16 protein-coding genes are annotated in these 15,586 nt (G+C 56.2%); all 16 read right to left on the bottom strand.

Annotated elements, in window-relative coordinates; genetic code table 11:
• Positions 1–47: 47 nt before the first annotated feature.
• Positions 48–788, bottom strand: a complete 741-nt coding sequence (gene lipB / locus AS19_RS10115) for a lipoyl(octanoyl) transferase LipB (protein WP_082116376.1) — start codon at positions 786–788, stop codon at positions 48–50.
• Between the two features lie 120 nt (positions 789–908).
• Positions 909–1,223, bottom strand: a complete 315-nt coding sequence (locus AS19_RS10110) for a hypothetical protein (RefSeq protein ID WP_046962040.1) — start codon at positions 1,221–1,223, stop codon at positions 909–911.
• Positions 1,224–1,418: 195 nt separating this feature from the next.
• Entirely contained in the window at positions 1,419–1,688 is a 270-nt protein-coding gene (locus tag AS19_RS10105) for a YbeD family protein (protein WP_046962039.1), read from the bottom strand.
• A 12-nt stretch (positions 1,689–1,700) separates the two neighbouring features.
• Entirely contained in the window at positions 1,701–2,585 is an 885-nt protein-coding gene (locus AS19_RS10100; RefSeq protein WP_011589239.1) for a D-amino acid aminotransferase, read from the bottom strand.
• A gap of 34 nt (positions 2,586–2,619) precedes the next feature.
• A complete protein-coding gene (locus AS19_RS10095; protein WP_011589238.1) occupies positions 2,620–3,780 on the bottom strand; it encodes a D-alanyl-D-alanine carboxypeptidase family protein in 1,161 nt (386 codons plus the stop codon).
• A 229-nt stretch (positions 3,781–4,009) separates the two neighbouring features.
• The gene (locus AS19_RS10090; RefSeq protein ID WP_035459536.1) at positions 4,010–4,939 is read right to left on the bottom strand and encodes a septal ring lytic transglycosylase RlpA family protein; all 930 of its coding nucleotides are present in this window, start codon (positions 4,937–4,939) and stop codon (positions 4,010–4,012) included.
• A complete protein-coding gene (mltB, locus tag AS19_RS10085) occupies positions 4,936–6,021 on the bottom strand; it encodes a lytic murein transglycosylase B (RefSeq protein ID WP_231860779.1) in 1,086 nt (361 codons plus the stop codon). Before mltB ends, AS19_RS10090 begins: the two co-directional genes overlap by 4 nt.
• Positions 6,022–6,099: 78 nt before the next feature.
• Positions 6,100–7,245: a rod shape-determining protein RodA gene (rodA, locus tag AS19_RS10080; protein ID WP_011589235.1), complete on the bottom strand. Its 1,146-nt coding sequence runs from the start codon at positions 7,243–7,245 to the stop codon at positions 6,100–6,102.
• On the bottom strand, positions 7,242–9,158 hold the full coding sequence (gene mrdA, locus AS19_RS10075) for a penicillin-binding protein 2 (protein WP_011589234.1): 1,917 nt from the start codon (positions 9,156–9,158) through the stop codon (positions 7,242–7,244). The genes rodA and mrdA overlap by 4 nt, the downstream gene beginning before the upstream one ends.
• A gap of 244 nt (positions 9,159–9,402) precedes the next feature.
• The gene (gene rlmH, locus AS19_RS10070) at positions 9,403–9,885 is read right to left on the bottom strand and encodes a 23S rRNA (pseudouridine(1915)-N(3))-methyltransferase RlmH (RefSeq protein ID WP_011589233.1); all 483 of its coding nucleotides are present in this window, start codon (positions 9,883–9,885) and stop codon (positions 9,403–9,405) included.
• 3 nt (positions 9,886–9,888) lie between these two features.
• Positions 9,889–10,251, bottom strand: a complete 363-nt coding sequence (rsfS, locus tag AS19_RS10065; protein WP_011589232.1) for a ribosome silencing factor — start codon at positions 10,249–10,251, stop codon at positions 9,889–9,891.
• Positions 10,252–10,257: 6 nt separating this feature from the next.
• Positions 10,258–10,935, bottom strand: a complete 678-nt coding sequence (gene nadD / locus AS19_RS10060) for a nicotinate-nucleotide adenylyltransferase (protein ID WP_051428710.1) — start codon at positions 10,933–10,935, stop codon at positions 10,258–10,260.
• 50 nt (positions 10,936–10,985) lie between these two features.
• Positions 10,986–12,257 (bottom strand): glutamate-5-semialdehyde dehydrogenase, encoded by a 1,272-nt coding sequence (locus tag AS19_RS10055; protein ID WP_035459543.1) that lies wholly within the window; start codon positions 12,255–12,257, stop codon positions 10,986–10,988.
• A gap of 615 nt (positions 12,258–12,872) precedes the next feature.
• Positions 12,873–13,733 (bottom strand): class I SAM-dependent methyltransferase, encoded by an 861-nt coding sequence (locus AS19_RS10050; protein ID WP_046962038.1) that lies wholly within the window; start codon positions 13,731–13,733, stop codon positions 12,873–12,875.
• Between the two features lie 295 nt (positions 13,734–14,028).
• Complete coding sequence (gene holA, locus AS19_RS10045; RefSeq protein ID WP_046962037.1) at positions 14,029–15,042, bottom strand: DNA polymerase III subunit delta; 1,014 nt, start codon at positions 15,040–15,042, stop codon at positions 14,029–14,031.
• Positions 15,042–15,536, bottom strand: coding sequence for an LPS assembly lipoprotein LptE (gene lptE / locus AS19_RS10040; protein WP_011589227.1), 495 nt, complete (start codon positions 15,534–15,536; stop codon positions 15,042–15,044). Before lptE ends, holA begins: the two co-directional genes overlap by 1 nt.
• Positions 15,537–15,586 lie beyond the last annotated feature (50 nt).

The raw sequence follows: 15,586 nt of genomic DNA, 5'->3' as shown, positions 1-15,586 counted from the left end.
TGCCGTCGAGTGCTGCCGGAAGGGGGGGTAGGCAGCGGTGTCTGTGGTTACAGCCTCTCTGGCTGTTGAGTCAGAGCACTGCCAGGATCGCCGCCAGTGGTGACATTCTCTTGGCGGGTATTGTACCAGTCCGGAAGGGCCGCTGTCCGGGGCGTTAGCCCAAGACGTTTGGCTAAAAAGGATACCAGCTGTTGTTCCATGCTGTGGCGGTCCAGATCCACCCCTTGAGCTTTCAGTGTGGTCATGGGTTGATCCACGTGTCCGCAGGGGTTAATACGATGCCAGGGGGAAAGGTCCATATCCCGGTTGATGGCTAGCCCGTGGTAGGTGGCGCCACGGCGGATACGCAGGCCCAGAGACGCAATTTTGGCGCCTTGAACATAGACTCCGGGTGCGTCATCTCGATTAACGGCGGTAATGCCCAGACTTGCAAGAAAGTCGATGATGCCTTGTTCAATGGCGGAGACCAGCCCGCGGCTACCCAGGCCTAGCCGTTTGATGTCCAGCATCAGGTAGACCACTGTCTGGCCAGGGCCGTGATAAGTCACTTGCCCACCACGGTCGCTGTTCACTACTGGAATCTCACCGGCATTGAGCACATGTTCGGGCTTGCCGGCCTGGCCCAGCGTGAATATGGGAGGGTGTTCGAGTACCCATAACTCGTCGCTCTGCTGCGCGTCACGGTGATCGGTGAGATCGCGCATGGCGTGCCAGCAAGAGGAATAATCGACTTGTGGGAAATAGCGAATCAGTGCGTCCATGGGGGAAGTATACGGCCAGCTATGCATGACAGGCTAGCCGCTTTGCGCGATGCACATTGGATAGAGAAGAATCAAAATCCGCGGATGTACGCATTTTCTACAGGGTCGCGGTTGACGTTCCCTAAAATGAGGCAAAGTTACTATTGTTTAAATCAGACGATCACTTGTCCGCGGGTTAACAAGATGGAGATTTAATTCTTGAACACTGATGCCGAATTCAATGCGGCTATCATCGGTGAGATTAATTGTCTGGAAGGCGTCGAAATGCACTGGGGTGCGGTAAAGGCTCTGTTCCATGTTCGGGTTATTGCGTGGCAGGGCAGAAATGATGTTTGTCGGTTTGGCGACGGTGTGCGGCGCTGCGCGACTGGCACCGAGCACATCGTGAGAAAAGGGGCGTAGGTCAATAACCGTGAGTATAGGCAGGTAGCTGCACAGACACAGCAGCGAGACTATTTTCATGATGGATATTCCGTATTGTTATTATGTGCCAAACACTACGGAGGCGATGGGTTCTTACCAATGGTGGCTCGGTGGGGGTTCGGTATCGAGCTGTGAGAACAGGTAACGGCGTGTAACGTGTCATGAGGCTCGGCCAGTGCACTTACTGTGAGGTGCACTGGCATTTGAAGCGAGAGCGCTTGCAGGGGGCGTGTATTAAAGCGTCACTTTCACATGGGGAGAATCACTGAGCGCTTTGTAAATGGCCTCTACCTGTTCCCGGTTGCGCATGGTGACCTTCGCAGTGAAAGAAATGAAGGTGCCTTTGCTGCTGGGTTTACTGTTCAGGTGTTTGTCTGCGTCAAAATCCTCAAGGTGGGTGTTGAGAATATCGATAAGCGCGGCTTCAAGGGGGGAGTCGATGGCCCCCATGACTTTTAACTGCATGTCATGGGGGAATTCCCACAAATGTTCCTGAATGGCCATGGGCGGCTCCTGTCAGTCGTGCGCGTTTGGGGCATCAAGCCCGCAAAGTCGGCGTTTATGCTGGACGTAGTGATGCGCAAGGGCTTTCCATAATGGCCCCGGCATTCCATTCCCTATTATAGCGTTGTTGAGCTGAATTACGGGCACCACTTCCTTGGTCGAACTGGTGATCCAGATTTCATCTGCTTGGCGTAACTGCATTTCAGTGATTTCACGCTCTTCTAGTGCGAGGCCGTGCTGGTGGCACAGCTCTACCACCAGATCCCGGGTAATGCCGCCAAGAATGGCATGGCTTTTTGGGGGGGTCGCAATGGTGCCGGCCTTGGCGATGAAGACATTGCTGGCCGAGCCTTCGGTAACAAAACCGTCGCGCAGCAAAATGGCTTCGCTGGCCCCGGCGGCCACGGCTTGTTGGCGGAGTAGGCTGTTGGGCAGCAAGGAGACGGACTTAATATCGCAACGGGCCCAGCGAATATCATCCAGGGTGATTGCGCGAGCGCCAACGGCGGTTTCTGGGCTGTCGGCGGCAGGAATCGCTATCGGGTTGGTCATCATGAATACAGTGGGGGTGACGGCGGGCGACGGGAACGCATGATCGCGCTTTTCAGCAGCGCCACGGGTGACTTGCAGGTAAACCGAGAGATTGCCGCCGCCATTGGCGCGCAGTAGTTGTTCACATCGTTCTCGCCACTGTGCCCGGCTGTGGGGATTGCGAATGTCGACTTCTGCCAGCGAGCGTTCCAGGCGGATCAGGTGTTCTTCGAAGCGGAATAATACGCCGTTATACGCTGGTATCACTTCGTAAATCCCGTCGGCAAACAGAAAGCCCCGATCCATGGGGGATATCGTTGCATCTGCTGGCGCCATGAAGGCGCCGTTGAGATAAACCTGAGTCATGGTAAGTGTGCCTGCGTGTCGCGTGCTGAGGTTCCTAGAACAGCCCTTTGAAGAACAGCATAAGGTGATGCCAAAGCTTGGTGAAGAGGCCAGCTTCTTCAACGGCTTCCAATGCCACCAATGGTTTTTTAACCAGCACATCATTGTTCATGCGGACGGTGAGGGAGCCGTATTGTTGGCCTTCCACGATAGGCGCTTCCAGCTGTGGAGTAACACTGATTTCCGCTTTCAGGCTTTCATGGCTTTCACGGGGGATGGTCAGTACCAAGTCTTCAGCTAGGCCTAGACGAAGTTGGTTCTGTTCGCCCATCCATACATCGACGGTATCAAGGACATCGCCAGCGCTATACGCTTTGTAGGTTTCGAAGAAGCGGAAACCGTAGGTTAGTAGCTTTTGTGATTCACGGGCGCGTGCGCCTTCAGAATCGGTACCCATGACCACGGCGATTAGACGCATACCGTCTTTTTTAGCGGAAGAGACCAGGCAATAGCCGGCTTCATCGGTATGTCCGGTTTTAAGGCCGTCCACAGAGGGGTCACGCCACAGTAGCAGGTTGCGGTTTTGTTGAGTGATGCCGTTGTAGGTAAATTCCTTTTTGGCGTATAGGTCGTAGTGATCGGGAAAATCTCGCACGATGGCGCGGGCTAGAATGGCCATGTCCTTGGCGGTGGTGAAATGGTTTTCCGCCGGCCAGCCAGTGGCGTTCATGAAATGGCTGTTGTCCATGCCCAGACGGTTAGCGTGTTGGTTCATCAAATCGGCAAAGGCATCTTCGGAACCGGCAATGTATTCGGCCATGGCCACGCTGGCGTCGTTACCGGACTGGATGATGATGCCTCGCAGCAAGTCCCCCACCGGAACTCGGGTCCCTTCGCGTACGAACATGCGTGAACCGCCCATTTGCCAAGCCTGAACGCTGATTGGCGCCATGTCTTTCTCGGAAATATTGCCTTTCTGCAGCTCCGCTTCAGCAATGTAGGCTGTCATCATCTTTGTTAGGCTGGCCGGAGGTAGGCGTTGATCTGCGTTACGCTCGACGATGATTTGGCCGCTGGTTGCATCCATCAGCAAGTAGCCTTTGGCATCGATTTGTGGCGCACGGGGCACCATTTGCGCTTGAGCCAGGAGGGAAAAAGCGGTGCCAAATAAAGCAAAGAGAGCTAAAACGGTAAATCGAAAAGACTGGGGACGCATGGATATCCTGCCTGTTGGTTGTTCTAGGATGATTCGCTCTTTGAAGGGTTTAGGGAATCAATGATATGCCTGCCGTCGTTGTTCGGTGCAAACCCGAAGGAGTGTTTGTGCACGGACGGCAAAAAATTCCATAAAGGCCATCAAGTTGCGTTGTGCCATCACTTGATGGCTGCATTCTAGAGGACTGACGAGGGCCTGTTAACCGGAGAAATAGCTGATATGGGCGTTTTCAGGGGCTGACAGGCATGGGCCGGTCGAAACCGGCGTCGGCAATCGTCTGGCGTACTTGTTGACGTTGTTGCTGGTTTTCATAGGGGCCAATCCAGACCCGGAATAGATTACCCTCCGAGTGCTGGATTTGGGTATCGACGCCCAATTGGTTGACCAGCTTTTGTTGTAGCCGTTGAGCGCTGACGCGGTCAGAGAAGGCGCCTGCCTGCAGAAACAGACTGGCGCTTTTCTCATTTTCTTTTACCGTGCCCGTTTGGGTGCCGGAGGTGCTCTGTGCTTGTGAAGGCGGAGGGCTATCCAGGGCGGCGCGTACGGCTGTGGGGACGGTGCTGTTGGCCTCTTGGGATTGTGACTGTTGGCCCGTGATGGCCTCAACTCGAACACGTCCGGTGCCGGCTTGTTCTATGCCTAGGCGTACTGCGGCAGCCCAAGAGAGATCAATGATGCGATCTTCGTGGAAAGGGCCTCTGTCGTTCACCCGTACCACCAGGCTCTTACCATTATCCAGATTGGTAACCCGGGCGTAAGTGGGCAGTGGCAGGCTGCGATGGGCGGCAGTGAACTGATACATATCGAAAGATTCGCCGCTGGAGGTGCGATGACCATGAAATTTCTGGCCATACCAAGACGCGTTTCCTTCTGCTACGTAACCCTCCGCTTGGGGGAGTACTTGATAGGTTTTGCCCCACACACTGTAGGATTGTGGGTTGCCATAGCGACTGCGCGGTTCATTTGTGGGAACCGGTTCCGGTAGCTGTGAGATATCTCTACGCTCTTCAGGGGCGGTATCCTGATGCAGGCTATAACGGTCGGAGCCGGGTGCTCCGTTGCTGGCAGCTGGGCCGTCATTGCCATCATTGGGCCCTGGCGTTGTGGCACAGGCGCCGAGAAAGGCAGAGGTCAGTACGGCGCAAGCCAAACGGTTCATTGATTATCCTCCAGTGCCGCAGCCAATTGTCGTGATAGTTGTAGCACGGCCATGGCGTACAGGCGACTGTGATTGTAGCGGGTGATCACATAAAAGTTGTCGGTGGCCAGCCAAAATTCTGCGCCATCGGTTCCGGTCAGGTCGAGTAGGGCGACGCGGGTGCTGGCGGGCAGATCAAAGCAGTATTCACTAACCAGCCGATCGTCGTTGCAGCTGAGTGCGGTGACGCCGGCACTGTTGGCTTGTGCCAGAGTAAAGGATGGCTTGTAACCTTTCTTGGCCAGCGCGACATAACCGGTACCGTGTAAGCGAGCTCTGGCAGCCACGGGCAAACCGGGTTGCCAGTTATGTTCGCTGAAATAGTTGGCCACGGAGCCAATGGCATCCACCGGATTATTGACCAGATCGGTGATACCGTCGTTGTCAAAATCCACTGCGTAGGCTTGGTAACTGGTGGGGATAAACTGGCCATAGCCCATGGCCCCCGCGTAAGAGCCGGTGATCGTGTTCGCGTCAATATGGGCATGGTGTTCCAATTCAAACAGTGCTTTGAGCTGTTTGCGGAAGAAGCTTCCTCGGGGAGGGTAGTCATAGCCCAGTGTGGCCAGCGCATCGACCACACGGTAGTTGCCCATGTGATCACCGTAGCGGGTTTCCACACCAATGATGGCGAGAATAATTTCTCGCGGTACGCCGTAGGTTTGTTCGGCGCGGGTCAAGGTCTTGGCGTGGGTGTGGGCGAATTCAATACCTTTCTGAACCCGGCTTTCCTGTAGGAAAATTTTCTGATAAGTGGCCCAGGTATGGGTTCTTTCTGCAGGGCGAGCAATGGATTTGAGAATCTGGGGTTGGCATTGCGCGCTGCCCAGAACCTCTCGCAATCGTGCCTCATCTTGTCCTTGCGAGACGAGCTCGGCTATTAGAGCTTGGACTTGTTTGCGCTGCAGATAGTCGTTGTTTTCAGGGCAGGTATGCTCGGCTAAGGCAGGCAGGGAGGTGAAGAACAGGGCTGCGACCGCGATGGCTGAATACGCCGTGCCGGAGCGGAAAATGTTTAGAATGCCTAGATAGAAACGACGCAAAGGGGGTTCTCCTGTTTTCATTATTTCCATGGACTGCGTTTTGTTGGAAACCGGCGCACTAGGGGGCCGGCTTCACGTTTAATAACTCATTAGGCGCCGATGGGTGTGAATTGACATCAACATCCCAAAACTGGCCAATAGCGTGACAACGGAGGTGCCGCCATAGCTGACCAGAGGCAAAGGGACGCCTACGACAGGTAAGAGCCCTGAAACCATCCCAATGTTCACGAAAACATAAATAAAAAATGTCATCACTAGGCTGGCGGCCAGTAGCCGGGCAAACGTGTCTTGGGCGTGCCAGCTAATAAAGAAACCGCGGCCAACGATGACCAGGTACATCATCAGCAATACGATAACGCCTACTAGGCCGAATTCCTCGCTGAGCACTGCGAGAATAAAGTCGGTGGAGGATTCCGGCAGGAAATCGAGGCGTGATTGGGTACCGTCTAGCCATCCTTTGCCGTTAACCCCCCCGGAACCGATAGCGGTTTTTGACTGGATAATGTTCCAGCCGGTACCGCGCGGATCCGCTTCCGGATTAAGGAAAGTGTCTACCCGGTTGCGCTGATAATCATGCATCACGAAGAAATACATCAGCGGTGCGGCGGTGACCACTATGATTATCGCCACGGCAATCAGCCGCCAGGATAGCCCCGCCATGAACAGGACTATCAAGCCACTGGCCGCGATGAGAATGGCTGTGCCCAGGTCCGGTTGCATGCCGATGAGCATGGCGGGAATGCCGAGTAATAGCAGGGCAGCAATCACATCAGTGAGCCGGGGGGGCAGCGTGCGTTCACTGAAGTACCAGGCGACCATGGCGGGTACCGCGAGTTTCATTACCTCCGCCGGTTGGAAGCGGCCGGCGCCGGGAATGGATAACCAGCGTTGAGCCCCTTTGGCTTCGGTGCCGATGAGCAACACCATTATCAATAACATCAGGCCGATGGAATAAATCACTGGCGCCCAGAAGCGGTAGCTTCGCGGCGGGATTTGGGCCAACAGAAACAGCACAATAAGGCCGGCGCCGAAGCGGATGCATTGACGGACCACTAGCGCCATGCTTTCCCCGCCAGCACTATAAAGAACGGTGAGCCCCCCGAACATGAGTAGCAACAGGCCCACCAGTAATGGTGGATCCAGGTGCAGGCGTACCGCCAGCCCGGGTGATAGGCTAGCGCCCGTTTGGCCTGGCATTTGGCGGGTAAATTCGCGCTGGCTCATGGGCGGTTCTCGTTACCGGCATTATTGATGGTGGTATTGGACGGTGGATGGGGCGGGGTTTCGGCAAACACCGGCGGTACTTTCAGCTCCCCCTGTTCATCCAGTAGCCACGCATCCATGACTTCGCGGGCAACCGGCCCCGCGGTAGAGCCGCCGTGGCGGCCATTTTCCACCAGCACCGCCACGGCAATCGCTGGCTTGTCGGCGGGGGCAAAGGATACCAGTAGGGCGTGGTCCAGTAGTCGTTCCGTCAATTCTTCTTCATTATAGGTTTCGTCCTGGCCCACCGAGAAAACCTGAGCAGTGCCGGATTTAGCAGCGATGTCATATTTGGCTTTCACGGCCATGGCCCGCGCCGTGCCGCCGAGCTGGGTTACACCAACCATGGCGTCGGCCATTTTTTCCCAGTTGCTCTGATCATTAAGCACGATATCGGTACGTTCTACTGGTTTAGTGTCTCCGGCGAGAGTGGGGACCACCTGTTTGCCGTGGTTGGCCATGATCGCTGTGGCATTGGCTAGTTGCAGTGGTGTGGCAAGTACAAATCCCTGGCCAATGCTGGCGTTGATGGTGTCACCGTGGAACCAGGGGCGGCCGCGTGCGGCCTTTTTCCACTGTTTGGACGGCATAATGCCGCTGGATTCGTTGTGGAGGTCGATACCGGTAGGCTGACCTAGGGAAAACTGGGTCATGTAGCGGTGTAGGCGTTCAATGCCCAGTTTAAAGCCCATGTCGTAAAAATAGGTGTCGCAGGACTGCACCACTGCATCGCGCAGATTGACGCGACCATGGCCCCAGCGTTTCCAGTCTCGGTAGCGGTGAGGGTCGTTTTCTAGCTGATAGTATCCGGGATCAAAAATGGTCCGCTCCCAGGTGGTTACCCCGGCATCGAGCCCGGCCAGGCCATACATGGGCTTGATGGTGGAACCTGGTGGGTAGCGCCCTTGCAGTGCACGGTTGAACAGGGGGTTGTCGTGGTCGTTGCGATAGGCGGAATAATCTTTATAGGAAATGCCGGTGACGAACAGGTTGGGGTTAAAGCCTGGCCGGCTAACGAATGCCAGCACACTGCCATCGCGAGGATCAATGGCGACCACGGCGCCACGGCGTTCGCCCAAAGCATCATAAGCTGCTTTTTGCACTCGCATGGAAAGGCGAAGTCGCAGGGGCTTACCCGGCACCGGCGCTTGCTCTTCTAGCACCCTTAAGATTCGGCCTCGAGCATTGGTTTCTACTTGGCGGTAGCCAACTTCACCGTGCAGGGTATCTTCATAAAACCGTTCGATGCCACTGCGCCCGTAAAAATGGGTGCCCGCGTAGTTGCGTTGTTGGTCTAGAGTCATCGCGTCCAAATCTTGGACATTGATCCGGTTTACGTAGCCCAAAACATGGGAAAACAGAATGCCGTGAGGGTAGTGGCGAATCGGGTCGGCGGAGATCCTGATACCCGCGAGCCGGTGCTGGTTCACCACCAGCCGGGCAATTTCTTCTTCGGTGAGCCGGCCACGTAGTGGCACAGGTTCCCAGGGGCGGCGAGCGGTATGGCGGCGTTTCTCGAAACGTTCCCGGTCCCCCTCATCGAGTTCGATAAGATTGCCCAGCTCGGTGAGCAGCTGATCCAGATCAGCTGCTTGCTCGATGATGATTTCCAGCGAAAAATCAGGGCGGTTATCGGCAAGAATTTCGCCATTGCGGTCGGTAATTAGCCCGCGCGGTGGGGCCACAGCTTGTGTCTGAACCCGGTTGTTGTCACTGAGGGTGGTGTAACGATTGTGTTCGATGATCTGTAACCAGATCATGCGCCCGATCAACACACAGGTGAGCAGTAACACCAGGAAAACACTCACGACAAGACGAACGCTGAAAATGCGCTGCTCGTGATGATGATCCTTCAGCGTTAATGGTCGGCGCATGTTGGCGTTAGAGTCCGGGGTTACTTAGGGCGAATAAAGGAACGCGTGATAGTAGCAAAATAACGTTGTGTCGGGGGATCACTCAAAGCCACAAGCTATAACGAGGTTAAAGGTTCCTGCTTGGTGGTTCGTTTGATGATCATGTTCTGATCTTTAGTATCGCAAACTGACCATGCAGCGCGTTATTAACGCTTTGCCAGTTAGCATGGCGCCTCTCGTGTTGTAGCGTGGAGTTTGTCGCTATTCAACGGTGATAGGGGTGCCCGGTCAGTAGTGTCCAGCCCCGGTAGAGCTGCTCAGCCAACAATACTCGCACCAGTGGGTGGGGCAATGTCAGGTTGGACAGACTCCAGCGCTCATGGGCGCTGGCTGATAACTCGGGACACAGGCCATCGGGCCCGCCCACCAGCAGCACTAAATCCTGGCCCACGTCTTTTAGCTCGCCCAGTTTACGGCTAAGGGCGTGAGTGTCCAGCGCCCGGCCGTTGACTTCCAGCGCCACGGTTTTGGCGCCCGGGCTTTTTTTCACAATTGTTTCCAGGCGCTTTCGTAGGGCGTCAGCTTCTGCCCGTATTTGACTGCCGGCGTCTCCCTTGCCACGTTTAGGCATGGGAATCTCTTCCAGTGTTAAGCGCATATCCGGAGGCATACGCTTCTGGTATTCGTTAAAACCTTCGGTGACCCACGCTGGCATGCGGGTGCCGATGGCCAGCAGAACAAGGTGCATGGGCTAGTGGTCTTGCTGCTGTTCGCGGTCTGGGTGGTGCTGGGGGTTCTTCCACAGCCGTTCCAAATCGTAGAATTCACGGGTGGCGGGCAGCATCAGGTGAACAATGACGTCACCCAAATCGACCAAAATCCACTCGCCAGTATTTTCTCCTTCGGTGCCAATCGGCGGGTAGCCGGCGGTTTTGGCCGCATCAGACACGTTGTCGGCCAGCGCTTTCACGTGGCGGTTGGAGGTACCACTGGCGATAACCATGGTATCCGCGACACTGGTGATTTCACGTACATCCAGCGGGGTGATGTTTTGGGCTTTGACTTCTTCCAGGGCGTCGATGACCAGTTGCAGTAGCGGAGTGTCAGCGCTCATGGGGCCTCATGATTGGTTAAAAGGGGTATGTTCGGCCACATTATACAGGTCGTGGCGGTGAATATGCGTAATCACGGCGTCATCTAACGCCGGACAGTGCCCTTTTTTTGCGAGCGCCTGACGAATGGCGGTGGCAGAGACATCCAGAAATGGGCGTTTGAGCATTAGTCGTAAGCCGTAGGGTTGCTGTGCCAGGCCGTGGGCATCGGTTTCTGGAAACGCCTCTAAGACGGCATTATCTGCCAGCGGGCTGTTTGGGCGAGGTACCACTGCCAGGTGACACAGGTTGGTGTAATCTCGCCATTGGTGCCACTGATGCAGGTTGGCAAAGCTGTCGGCGCCGATCATAAACACGAGCGGCCGGTCCGGGTGTTGTTTGCGAAAATGCTGCAGTGTGACCAGGCTGTAGCTGGGTCCGGGCTGTGCCAGTTCCCAACCATCCGGGTGCAACTGTGGGTGGTCAGCACAGGCCAGCTCCAGCATACGCAAGCGCTGCTCACCATCGGCCAACGGTTGCGGCCGGTGAGGGGGAACCGCATTAGGGAGCAGGTGCACAGGGGCGTCATTGAGCACCTTAGATACAGCTCGGGCCGCACTGATGTGCGCCCGGTGAACCGGATCAAAGGTGCCGCCAAAGAGAACCAAAGGCCGGACGCCGGACGCCGCATGTTGGACGTTATGCAAAGCACGCCTCCGTGTTTGGCGTTAGGTATCCGGCATCCTGCATCTGGCGTTTACAGCCGTATATGCCCATCACCCAACACCACCCATTTCTGGCTGGTCAGCCCTTCTAGACCCACTGGGCCGCGGGCATGGATTTTATCGGTGGAAATGCCGATCTCGGCACCCAGCCCGTATTCGAACCCGTCAGCAAAACGGGTGGAGGCATTCACCATCACTGAACTGGAGTCCACTTCGGTGAGAAACCTGCGAGCCAAGGTGTAGTTTTCGGTAATGATGGCTTCGGTATGGCCCGAACTATAGCGGTTGATATGTTCGATGGCGTCATCAATACCGTCAACGATTTTTACCGCGAGCACCGGCGCCAGGAATTCCTCTTCCCAGTCGCTGTTGGAGGCTTCCACCATGCCGGTGATGCCTGCTTCTGTCAGGAGCCGACGGGCCTTATCACAACCGCGTAGCTCCACGCCGGCCTGTTGGTACTTGCCCGCTAGCTCTGGCAGCACCTGTGGCGCAATCGCATTGGCTACCAGTAACGTTTCGGTGGTATTGCAGGTGCCGTAACGCTGGGTCTTGGCGTTGTAGGCCACGCTGATCGCTTTGGCGATATCGGCCTGACCATCAATGTAGGTGTGGCAGTTGCCATCCAGATGCTTAATCACTGGCACGCGAGCGTCATTACTGATGCGCTCGATCAGCCCCTTGCCGCCCCGGGGGACAATCACGTCCACGAATTCCGGGTGGCTAATCAGCTCGCCTACGGCGGCGCGGTCGGTGGTTTCCACCACCTGTACGGCGGTGTCAGGCAGCCCAGCCTCACGAAGGCCCTCGCGTATGCATTCGGCAATGGCTTGGTTAGCGTTGATGGCTTCGGAGCCGCCACGCAAAATCGCCGCGTTGCCGGATTTCAGGCATAAAGCGGCGGCATCAACGGTAACGTTCGGGCGGGACTCGTAAATGATGCCGATAACCCCCAAGGGCACACGCATTTTGCCCACTTGAATGCCTGATGGGCGGTAAGCCAGGTCGGTAATTACACCGATTGGGTCTGCCAGCCCGATAATTTGTTCTAAGCCTTCCACCATGCCGTCAAAGCGGTCGGGAGTCAGTTCCAGCCGGTCTAGCAGGGCAGCGTCCAGACCATTGTTACGTCCGGCGTCCAGATCCTGCTGATTGGCCTGCAGGATCGCGTTACGGTGGCTGCGCAAGGCGCCGGCAATGGCCGCTAGGGCCTTGTCCTTGTCGCTGGAACTGGCACGGGCCATGGCACGGGAGGCTTGGCGGGCCTGTTCACCCAGGCGTTGCATGTATTGCTGGATATCCATAAATCTCTGCGTTAAATCGGTTGATGGCTTGCGGGCTGTGCCGGGCTGCTACGTTACTGTGGGATCTAAACCCGCCTATAAGGTAGAGGAGCCGGGCGCCGGGTGCCGGGGCACCGGAGGCCCGCTACCGCGCTGGCTGGTAGCGTGGACTGCTTTTTTCGCCCGCGAAAAGCAGCATTATAACGATAACCGCTGCTGTACGCTTGCACACAAAGGGTGAGGGAGCGAAAACCTTTGCTACGGAGATACCGATAATCGCCTAATGTCATGAGTGTGATTGTGCCATTGAGAGGGGTGCCGGTGGTAATACACCAATACTCCTGCCCAGCGATCATGAATGAAGTGCTTCTGGGGCGGGCAGTGAAGTGGAAATTAATGACCGGGCATTATTCTCCCGTCTGCCAACCCGCGTAAGCACCCTTGCGGATGCTCGGTGAAGCCTTCCAGATTGCATTTCTTATCGGTATTACTTCAATCGAATCTACGGAAACATTCTTGTCCGTTGTGGGAGAAAGCTGGGCACCGACAAGCTTGAAATTCCCCCAGATCTTTAACCGCGATCAGGACGAAAAGGTGGTGTTTTTCATTGGCCAGAAACCCTCAAAGCGTGAACGATCAACGATTGCCCAGCGCTGTCTTCCCTTCCAATATCCGCACCATGGGGTTGCCTCGAGTCTGGGGGATGGGTAGCTGGCCATAAAAATCAGCTGGGTTATGAATGGTGAGGGACTGGAAGCCCATTTGCTCGAAGTGGTTGGTGGCCTGCTGGTCGGAATGAAAATGAAAACCCACTTGGCTACGGGAAACAGCCCCAAGCAGACGGCCCAGCCCCTTGAGGGTGTGATAGAACGGCATGCCCTGGTATAGCGGGTAGTTGTCGGTTAGGTAGGTACCTTGGGGGAATGCTCCCAGGGCGGCGGCCAGTTTGCGCCAGAACTCGGAGATCACCGCCAGTGGAAAATAATTCACCAGTCCTTCGGTGATGACCACTACCGGTTTGCTGGTGTCCAGTTGGCCAAGAACATGGCCCAGGCTTAGTTCGCCGACGTCAGCAAAAATATTGATGGGCATCACCCGGTGGCGTTCGCTTAGCACTTGATGTTCTGTGAGGAGGTGTTGTTTGCGGCGGGCCATGTCCGGCAAGTCGGTTTCGATGTAGGTGAGCTGCGGGTATTGCTGGCAGAAGCGGTGGCCGCGGGGCGACAGGCCGCAGGCGATTTCCACTACCTGGGTTACGCCACTGTTAATTAGCTGGTGCAAGCGGTGGTCGATAACCAGGTGGCGTTGCAGAAGAAAGGTACGAATATTGCCACCGGCAATGTGCCGGCCCATATATTCAAACGGGGCCAGCGCGCCATACAGTAAGGCGCCGCCACGCGTGCGGAAGAAGGGGGCGGCCAATCCATCTTTGGCCCATACATGCCCAGTGTACAAGGCGGTAAAGCTGATGGATGAGGTATCCCGTAGTTCGCTCATTGTTGTTTTGCGCCGGTAAGGAAGAAGTGAGGATAGGCTAGCAGAGTGTTGCCCCTGCTAGGTGGTAATTCGTGCCAATCGATGGGGCAAATAACAAGCCGGTGCTGAAACAGCAACATGCTCGGCTTTTGTTCTTCTGAATGGTTCACTTTGAACGGTTAACTGAATTTCGCGGGCAGGGGGGGGGCGTGGCCACGGGCCTTAGTCGTGTTGCAGACTTTGCTTGCAGGTAGGCTCTCACAGAAAGTCGGTTCTTGATTTTGTTCCTCAAAAGGAACGGCTACGGATCGGAGCTTTACCGTTCCATACTTCGGGGCAGGGGGTGGCCGGCTAGGCGCAGAGCCAGAGAAGTGATGTGTTTCCAAGGGTCGCCTTTGGCCATGCCTTTGACGCATTGGTCGGCGCGGATGGCGCAGGCTTGGGCAATGCGTAATTGCTGGGGGTTAAGGCGTTGGGCCTGATTCTGCATGGCGCGTACCCTTTGCGGGGGCAGGCGCGGGGGCGGTCCGCCGCCGAGCATGCCATCGAGCAGGCGGATGTCGCGGCTCAAGGCCCACAGTAATACAGGGGGTTCTACGCCTTCAGCGCGAAGGGTCTGGATGATGTGCATGACCCGTTGGCTATCACCTTGGGCGGTGGCGTCGGTGAGATCGAACGGCGAGTAGCGGCTGGAGTCGCCCACTGCTTGCTGCACGTCTTCCGGCCCGACTTGGCCGTCTTCCACTAGCAGGGCCAGTTTGTCCACTTCTTGAGCGGCGGCCAGCAGATTACCTTCACTGCGTTCGATCAGCAGGGCGAGGGCGTCTTCACTGGCGCGCAGCCCGCGGCTGGTTAGGCGTTCCTGTAGCCAGTTGCGTAGGCCATTTCCTTCTACAGGCCAGACTTCAATCACTGCGCCCATTTCATCTAGGGCTTTTACCCAGGCGCTATTCCAGTCCTTGCGTCGATCCAGTCGCGAGCAACGAATCAATAACAGGGTGTCGCTACTGGCTTCGCCTTTCAGGCTGGCGAGAACATCACGAAGAATTTGGCTGCCGGTTTTATCCGGGCGTTTGTCGTTCAGGACCAGTTCAAGAATCCGGCGGCCACCAAACAGGCTCATGCTCTGTGATTCATTGAGCAGGGCGTTCCAGTCGATGCCGGTATCACTGGAAAAGCGTTGGCGTTCGTCAAAGCCTTGGTCGCGAGCCGCTCGGCGTAAATCGTCGATGAGTTCGCCTTGCTGTAGGGGTTCGTCACCGGCAACTAGATAAACGGGCAACAGCGTCGCGGACAGGTGCTTGCCAAGTTGTTCGGGACGCAGGCGCATTAGTAGGTCTCCCACCCCTTAGAGGCCGCAGCGATCTGGTTGATCAGCCGGAAGGTCATATCTTCGTACAAGTCGTCGCGCACCAGTTGCTCTTCATCTGAGGACGCGGTGGCGTTTTCCGGGTACCAGGGCAGGCTGCGCAGCGCCATCATGCGTTTGGGGGTGGTGAGCAGGGCGCCGGTTTTTACATCGCGCAGGTGCCAGTAAAGGGTGTAACGCAGTTCAATTTCCGCTTGGCGGCCCTGATTATCGACAGCGGAAGTGCGCCGCATCCACTCTTCGTCATCAATGATCAGTTGATAGGGGGACTCGTTGTGCACTAGTACGCCTTGGTTTTCCAGCTCATCTTCCAAGCTGTATTTCAGCTCTGTGCTTGCCCCCATGAGCGATAGGCTTTCCATGGAGGGTACGCTGGTTTCGCCGCGCAGTTGCCAGCCGCAGGCAGAAACCAACAGGGTTAAGAGTACGGTGGTGATGGCGGCGATAACCTTCATGCAAACCTCGTGGGGCAAGTGGCGCTTATGCGTCTTCAAGCTGATGGCTG

Source organism: Alcanivorax sp. NBRC 101098 (genome assembly GCF_001010505.1).
In the GTDB taxonomy this organism is placed as follows: domain Bacteria; phylum Pseudomonadota; class Gammaproteobacteria; order Pseudomonadales; family Alcanivoracaceae; genus Alcanivorax; species Alcanivorax borkumensis.
This window is presented reverse-complemented; position numbering and strand designations above follow the sequence as displayed.

Coding starts and splice junctions, on each gene's coding strand:
- lipB (WP_082116376.1), bottom strand. CDS start 788: ATGCATAGCTGGCCGTATACTTCCCCCATGGACGCACTGATTCGCTAT.
- AS19_RS10110 (WP_046962040.1), bottom strand. CDS start 1,223: ATGAAAATAGTCTCGCTGCTGTGTCTGTGCAGCTACCTGCCTATACTC.
- AS19_RS10105 (WP_046962039.1), bottom strand. CDS start 1,688: ATGGCCATTCAGGAACATTTGTGGGAATTCCCCCATGACATGCAGTTA.
- AS19_RS10100 (WP_011589239.1), bottom strand. CDS start 2,585: ATGACTCAGGTTTATCTCAACGGCGCCTTCATGGCGCCAGCAGATGCA.
- AS19_RS10095 (WP_011589238.1), bottom strand. CDS start 3,780: ATGCGTCCCCAGTCTTTTCGATTTACCGTTTTAGCTCTCTTTGCTTTA.
- AS19_RS10090 (WP_035459536.1), bottom strand. CDS start 4,939: ATGAACCGTTTGGCTTGCGCCGTACTGACCTCTGCCTTTCTCGGCGCC.
- rodA (WP_011589235.1), bottom strand. CDS start 7,245: ATGAGCCAGCGCGAATTTACCCGCCAAATGCCAGGCCAAACGGGCGCT.
- mrdA (WP_011589234.1), bottom strand. CDS start 9,158: ATGCGCCGACCATTAACGCTGAAGGATCATCATCACGAGCAGCGCATT.
- rlmH (WP_011589233.1), bottom strand. CDS start 9,885: ATGCACCTTGTTCTGCTGGCCATCGGCACCCGCATGCCAGCGTGGGTC.
- rsfS (WP_011589232.1), bottom strand. CDS start 10,251: ATGAGCGCTGACACTCCGCTACTGCAACTGGTCATCGACGCCCTGGAA.
- AS19_RS10055 (WP_035459543.1), bottom strand. CDS start 12,257: ATGGATATCCAGCAATACATGCAACGCCTGGGTGAACAGGCCCGCCAA.
- AS19_RS10050 (WP_046962038.1), bottom strand. CDS start 13,733: ATGAGCGAACTACGGGATACCTCATCCATCAGCTTTACCGCCTTGTAC.
- holA (WP_046962037.1), bottom strand. CDS start 15,042: ATGCGCCTGCGTCCCGAACAACTTGGCAAGCACCTGTCCGCGACGCTG.
- lptE (WP_011589227.1), bottom strand. CDS start 15,536: ATGAAGGTTATCGCCGCCATCACCACCGTACTCTTAACCCTGTTGGTT.